This window comes from Allobosea sp. 05T422_2 (assembly GCF_056396265.1).
This window is the reverse complement of sequence record NZ_JBFTLD010000064.1, coordinates 19,667-27,063: the sequence shown is the minus strand read 5'-3', so window position 1 is coordinate 27,063 and position 7,397 is coordinate 19,667. Positions and strand designations below refer to the sequence as shown.

At 64.1% G+C, this 7,397-nt stretch carries 1 protein-coding gene; it reads right to left on the bottom strand.

What is annotated here, in order from left to right; all coding sequences use genetic code 11:
- Positions 1-173 precede the first annotated feature (173 nt).
- Positions 174-7,070 carry a peroxidase family protein gene (locus tag AC1DJT_RS13945; protein WP_476834260.1) on the bottom strand — a complete coding sequence of 2,299 codons (6,897 nt, stop codon included), beginning with the start codon at positions 7,068-7,070 and terminating at the stop codon, positions 174-176.
- Positions 7,071-7,397 lie beyond the last annotated feature (327 nt).

The following is a 7,397-nucleotide window of genomic DNA, read 5'->3' as shown; positions in this document are numbered from 1 at the left end:
GAGCGGAAGCCGAGCGTCAGCCTGGCGGCATCGCGCTTGCGGGCGGAGGTCTGTGCCTTGGAAGGTGCCATGATCGCAAACCGTCAAAAGGAGAAGCAGTCGGCAGGAAGGCGGTGCAGGAAGGGAGTGCCGGCCGGCGGGCACGGGGCCCGCCGGCCGAAAAGGCGCGGCTTCTAGAAGCTGAAGTTGCTGCCGGTCAGGGTGTGGCTGCCCTTCAGGTTGATCTGGAAGTCGGCATCGCCGTCGGCGTCGACATTGCCCTTGACCACGGTGTAGTCGCCGTCGGCCCGGGTCTCGTAGGCGACCACCAGCTGGGCCGTGGCGGTGAAGGCCGGGCCGTTGGTCAAGGTGAAGCTCTGGTTGCCGGCGAGCGCGCCATTGGCGTCGATGCCGGAGAGGTCGAGCTTATCGCCAGGCTCGAAGTCGAGGATGGTGTCGCCATCCGCCGCTTCCTTGCTCTCGAAGCGGAAGGTGTCGTTGCCCGCCCCGCCTTCCATCACGTTCACCGCCGCACTGGCCGTGATCGTGTCGTTGCCCGAGCCGGTCGCGACGTTCTCGATGCTCCAGAGCGTGTCGCTGCCGGTTTGCGTGCTGACCGCGCTGCCGCGTCCGAGCAGGCCGTTGCCGAGATCGACCGTCAGGTTCGCCGTGATCGCCGACATGTCGAGCGTGTCGATGCCCGTGCCGCCGTCGCTGTCATCGCCGAAATAGACGTCGTTGCCGTCGCCCACTGTCGCCACGATCACGTCATTGCCCGCGCCCGCCACCACAGTGTCGTCGCCGGCGCCGGCCGTGATCCGGTCGTCGCCCGTGCCACCGAAGATCCGGTCGTTGCCGGCCTCGCCATCGATCAGGTCGTTGCCGGCCCCGCCAAGCAGCACGTCGTCGCCGGCCCCGCCGAAGACCACGTCACGACCCTCCCCGGCATCGACGAAGTCGTTGCCRTCGCCMGCCGAGATCGTGTCGTCGCCGCCCGCACCGATCAGGGTATCGTCGCCGCCCTGGCCKATCAGGTTGTCGGCCCCCGCCGCCCCGATCAGGACATCGCTCAGCCCCGTCCCGACATGCGTCCCGGGATTGGTGCCCGAACCGGGAGGCGGTGTACCCGTGCCAGCCCCGTCATCATCATCGTCGTCGTCACAGCCGCAATCATCGTCGTCGTCATCGTCGCCATTGCCGGCACCGTCGTCATCGTCGTCATCATCATCGTCGTCGCCATCATCGATGACCGGCATCTCCCCGGTGAAGGTGATCGAGTGGCTGCCATTCGACAGGGTCGTCGTACCGTCGCCATTATCGGTCGCCTCGTAGTCTGCCAGCGTCGCGCCATCCGGCAGCTCGATGACGTCCTGAGCCCGAAGCGAGCCAATGATCGTGTCATTGCCACCGTTTGACCTGAAGACGATGCGATGCGCAGAGCTCAGCGCCGAGATGTCGATCGTGTCGTTGCCGCTCGTGCCATCGATCGTGATGGTGTTCAGGTTGAGGCTGGTCTGGGTGAAATCGCCAAAGACCTGGATCGTGTCACCGGCGATGGTGGTGTTCACCGGACCGCCTGGAGGCGATGCGGGCGCGCCGTTGATCACGATCTCCTCGATCTCGGTCAGTTCGGCGATGATCGTCGCCGCCCCGGCCCCGACGCTTCGGGTGATCACGATCTCCGCCGTTCCGGTATAGCCGATCCCGCCAACGCCGGCGGCGGCGGCGCGGGTATAGACGCGGAATGTCTCGGCGCCGACCGCTCCGGTGATCGAGAAGGTGTCGCCGACGGAACCTTCGGTTCCGCCATTGACGACGTCGCGGCCATCGCCGACGGCCCAGGCGATGATATCGTCGCCCGCTCCCGCATGGATGSCATCGTTTCCGGCGCCACCGATGATCGTGTCATTGCCGGCAAAGCCGAAGATGAGCTGAGACCCGGCTCCGCCGAGAAGCGCGCCGTCGGCACCGTTCGTGCCCGCAACGACCTGCGTGTAGGTCGTCCCGCCGAACGAGAAGCGCTCGACACCGCTGATCGTGTCGGTGCCTTCGGCCGCGCCTGTCACCACGATCCGGCCGGTCCCATCCAGCGCGATGTCGTAGTCGGTGATCGGGCCGGCATAGACCGCAACATCGGCCGTGCCGTCGCCGCCGTCGAGCGTGTCGTTGCCGGCGCCGCCAGTCAGGGTGTCGTTTCCGGCGCCACCGATGATCGTGTCATTCCCGGCTCCGCCAGAGAGCACGTCATTGCCCGCACCGCCATCGATCGTGTCGTTGCCATCCCCGCCATCGACCGTGTCGGCCCCGGCCCCGGCATTGATGATGTCGTTGCCGGCCAGCCCGTTGATCGTATCGTTGCCGCCGCGACCATTGAGCAGGTTGGCGTCGGCGGTTCCGTTGATGACCTCGACCACCGCGCCATTGGTGTTGCTGCCGACCTTCGCCGTCACATCGGAGATTGCGAACTCCGCGAAACCGCGAGCATCGACATAGCTCACGACGCTCCGGATCAACTGGCCCGTGAGGGCGGCCGAGACGGTCAGACTGGCAGATGCTGCGCCAGCGATCGTGTTCCAGGTGACGCCACCATCCGTCGAGGATTGCCAAGCATAGCTGAAGGTGCCGAGGCCGTCGGCATCGCTGAGGCCAGAGGTGTCCGCGGTCAGCACGTTCTCGGTGCCCGTGATGGTCAGCGCCCCGGTCACGAGCCGGTTGAGGCTGACGGTCTGGTCCGCGAACTTCAGCGCCTCGATATTGAACAGCCGGTCGGATCCGTCAGACTGGCGCGCCCGCCCCGTGGTCGGATCGATCACCGCTGCGGACTGGGTGACATGCGTGACAGTGACACTGCCATCCTCATTGCGGCTGATCAGGTAATTGGCCGCGACATCCCAGTAAGCCGCAGTGTCGATATCGCCGGCCTGGTTTCCGTCGAGGATTTCGCGAACGATGTTGAGCTGATTTGGTATGATCTCACGGGAGAGCATCAGTTCTGGAAGAGAACGCCCGTTCCAATGCGCAACCGACGGGTCCGCATTGGTGATCGTGTCCGACAGCGTGTCGACCGTTGCGAGTTCATTGCCCTGGTCATCGCGGATGCTGATCCGCACGTTCAGCCAGGAGTCGCCGTCGATGATATCGTTGCCGGCCTTGCCTTCGATTAGATCGCTGCCGCCGCCGCCCAGCAGGATGTCGGAGGCGTCGGAGGTGTCCATGACGATGGTTTCGGTCTTGCCGGCAACCGTCACAGTCGTCCGGTCGAGATGCGCGACCAGCCGCTCCAGTCCCGCGATCAGCGAGAGGTTCTTCTCGAGCAGCGCGCTCGAATAGGAGTCGAGAGGCGCACCGGGGTCGACCTGCGTCGCATTGCCGTTTTCGTCGAAGGCGCCCATGACGACTTCGCGCCCGGTCAGCTTGTCGTTGTATTTCCAGCCCGACAGGCCCTCCACCAGGTCGAACCGATCGCGCAGGATGTTGTCCTGCTGGTTCTGGAAGATGGTCATGCCCATGTCGGAGTCAGCGGCCTCGTTGTGGCCCTTGTGGATCGCCCAGTCGAACCCGGCCATGCCGTTATTGCGTTCGACGCCTTCGCCTTGGATCATGATATCGTCGCCCGACTCGGCGTCGTAATCATTGTCGTTGCCGCGGCCGTTGAGCACGTCATGGCCGATGATCGTCGAGTTGAAGAACAGCTCGGAGTTTTCGCCGGCCAGGGTGTCGAAGCTGTCCCCGCCCTCGATCCAGTCGTCCCCCTCGTTGCCGGCCAGGAAGCTGCCTCCCGTCCCGCCGCGGATGAAGTCATTGCCCTGGCCACCCGAGACGGTCTTGCCCTCGGTGCCGCCATAAATGAAGTCGCTGCCGTCCCCGCCGAAAATCAGGTCGAGACCGTTGCCGGGCGTGATGACGTCATCGCCGGCGTCGCCATGAATGACGTCGGCTGCGCCGATATCCGTGCCGCTGTCGGTGATGATGTCATTGCCGGCTMCACCATGCAGGTGATCGACGCCATAGCCGCCCTCGAGGCGATCATCGCCCGCCCCACCCCAGAGCGTGTCGTCCCCCTCGCCGCCGATCAGGATGTCGTTTCCGGCAGAGCCGCCGAGGACGACGTGATCGACGCCGGTATAGCGCAGATAATTGTTGTCGGCGCCAGGCGTCGCGGGATTGTCGCGGATGACCATCGGGCTAATGGCCTGCAGTACCGGGTTGGTATGCGTCGGGTCCGCCTTGCCGTTGAGGCCTAGGCCCGTGATCTGCTTGGTCGGGTCCATCTCGAGGATGTAGGTGGCCGTCTGGAAGGCTGCCCCGTTGATATGCGGCGCTCCCTCGGCCCCTGCATCCGTGTTGCGCATCAGGAGTTGCGCGAAGGAATCCGCCTCCAACTCGTTCAGCAGGTTCAGGCCCTGGGTCCGGCTCAGATAGTAGAACCGGTCGCCGGCCTGCAATTGCTCCATCTGGTACTCGAAGACATAGGTGAAGCTCGACCCCAGCATCGCGCCGAAGGCCATCTTCTTCTCGGCGAGCCCGCCGATCCAGAAATCGACTGCGTCGAGGCCTGTGATGGTCGCGCCATTGGCGGCATTCGCCCAGGCGCCCGTCCCGTTCAGGAACGCGATGCGATCGGCCGGCGCATTGGCCCCGCCCATGACCAGCAGGGTTGCGGCATCCCGCTTTTGTTCAAGCGTCAGATTGCCGAGCAAGGAGGAATGCGTGCCATAGGCTGCGATGAAGTTGATCAGCGAGGCCGGATTCTTCATCGAAAGCGCGAAATCGTACCAGCTCTCGTAAGGCTTCACGCGGCTGTCATGCGTGTCCTCGTAGAACTGGCGGCGGGCCTCATTGAGCGAGGGAATGCCGGTATCGCGAGCCCGCGCTATGTTGAGTGCGCCGAGGTCGAGCGGCAGGCCGACKAGATTGTTGCGCAGCGCATCGGTAATGTGCTCGTCGATCTCGTTTCCGACCTGCCGGGTCATCCCGGTCAGGATCGCCGCAGCCGCAGCCTCGGCCGTCGTACCGGCAGCATTGAAGGCAATCGGATTCAGGAAGGCGTCGAACAGTGCAATGTCCGACGCGACGGGATTGCCGTTCGCATCGAGCTTGAACATGTCGATCGTGTCGGTGAGCATCGAATGCCCGAAGCGATAGACGACATGGGCGAATTCGGCGACGATCCCGGCATCGATCACTGTGGTGTTGGAGAACACGAAGGGATCGACATCGGGAGCGATGGCACGCGCGAACTCCTCGAAGACGAGATGCTGATAGACCATCTCCGTCGAGAACCGGCCGGCCTGAAACAGACGCTCGCCATCCCAGACCAGCGCATCGATCTCGGCCTGCGATGTCGGCATCACCGTGACATCGGTCAGCAGCCACTCATTMAGGAACGCGACGTCTGCCCCCTCGCCTGTMAGCAACTGCGTCTTGATCTGGTCGATGCGCTGATTGTGCTCGTGGTGGAAAGTATGGTGGACCGAGGTCAGGCCGATATTCTCGTTGCCGCGACCATCGCCGACGATGAAGTGAGCATTGAGAAGTTCGTCGTCATAGGTTGTCGCAATCCCGAACTGGTTGAGAGCGATCTGGTTTCCGGCAACGGTATCATCGTCGGCAAGCACGAGAACGGGCGCGGTTGCCGGGTTTCGGTCATGATCGACCAGCCCGCCCGGCACCGCCGTGTGGGCAATGTCGTTCAGGAAGGCGCGGCCAGCCGACAAGGCGTCCGAGGCCACAGCCAGCGCGCCCGGATTTCCCTCGACGGAGCCCGTGCCGGTGCCGGTGACCAACTGCGGGAAGCCGGTGCCCCCCCGAATGAACTCGCCATAGAGGTCGGTCAGGATCGCCGGAACGCGCAGGACGTCCGCATCGGTCAGCAGGATGCCGAGCTTGGACGCAGCCTGTTCCTTGACGTCGGCCCAGGTCGGAGGGCCGCCATTCGCCCCCTCCAGCATGCGCCCGGTCGCGACGGGCTTGCCGTCCAGCATGGCGTATTCCCGCAGGAAGACCTGGTGGGACGGATTCGAGGTGTAGACCTGGTTCAGATCGATCCAGGGCGTCGTCTCGTTGTTATGCTCACGCACGTCATCGGCGGTACCCACCACACCGTCGGCGCCCGGCTGGTTCTGCGCGCGCGTCAGCACCATGAAATTGGTCGGGCTACCGGCGACGTAGAGCGGATCGTCGGGCTGGAGCGGGATATAGACCGTGCCGTTCCCGCCCTTGCTGACCAGATCAAGCCCATGATCGAAGAACTGGCCGAACAGCGTGAAGAACCCGTTGAACGGAGCGGTGTCGCCCAAATCGGGCGCGACGTTCGGGATAAGGACGGTGTCGCCCTGCATCGTGACGCCGAGCGCGTCCGTCATTGCGTCGTAGGCGACGTGCTTCTGCTGCACTTCGGCCGCTAGCGTCGCGGTTGCGACGCCGACGGCCGCCGCGGCAGCAGTGGCATTGCCTACGGCCGTGGCGAGACTTGCCTGCGCGGTGGCGAGCGCAGCCAGTGCCGGCCCGGTATCGCCCCCCTCTGCAACCGCCAGATCGAAAGCAGCCTGTGCCACAGCGACCTGACCCTGCGCTGGTCCGATTGCGCGTTGCGCAAGTGCAAGATTGGCGTTCGCCTGCGCGAGGCCGCGGTCAGCCGTCTCCCATTCCTCATAGGCCAACACGGCAGCTTCATAGACAGCCGCATGCGCCTGCAGGAACAGATAGGGGTCCTCGTGCMCAAGATTGGTCAGCGCGGAAATGATCGTGGCGGGATTGCCGATCGTCTGATCTGAAATCAGGTTCGAGATCACACGAGGCTGGGAGTCGTAGACGTTCCCGGAGGTCTGCTGGTAGCTCGTCGGTGCCCCGCCAGGCCCATTCTCTGCCGGGCGAAAGACCGGATCGAGCAGGCGCGGCATGGTCTGGTCGGACGACCCGACCCATTCCCTGCCCGGGATGATGTTGTTGTAGGTGCCGTCGACCGTGCGTAGCCCGTAGGGCACCAGCGGATTATCGACCAACTCGGTCAAGGGCGTCCCGGCCGTATGGGCCTCGGCGATCTTGATCTGCTTCAGGATGAACTCAAGGTCGTGCGTATTGAGCTTCATGATACCCTCGCTCCGCCCACGGTGCTGCGTTAAGACCCAAGAATTGCTTCTGCCGCACCGAGCGTCTGCCGTTGAGCCGCACGAAGGACTGTGAGCGCCCTTGCATGCGGCATTTCCGACGAACCGCCCGATTACGCTTCGTTAAGCAAAAGGATTGCTGGGTATGGGGTCGATTTGAAGAAGATAAGGTCGGCCAATATTCGGCGACTTACGGGCGTGGCACCGCGACGACCTTTGAACCGACGCTGACGCATCTGGGGGCGAGCTGGCTTACTAGACCTTCGACCAGTTTTCGTTCACTGCGGAAGTGATCCGGGCCGCTTGGCC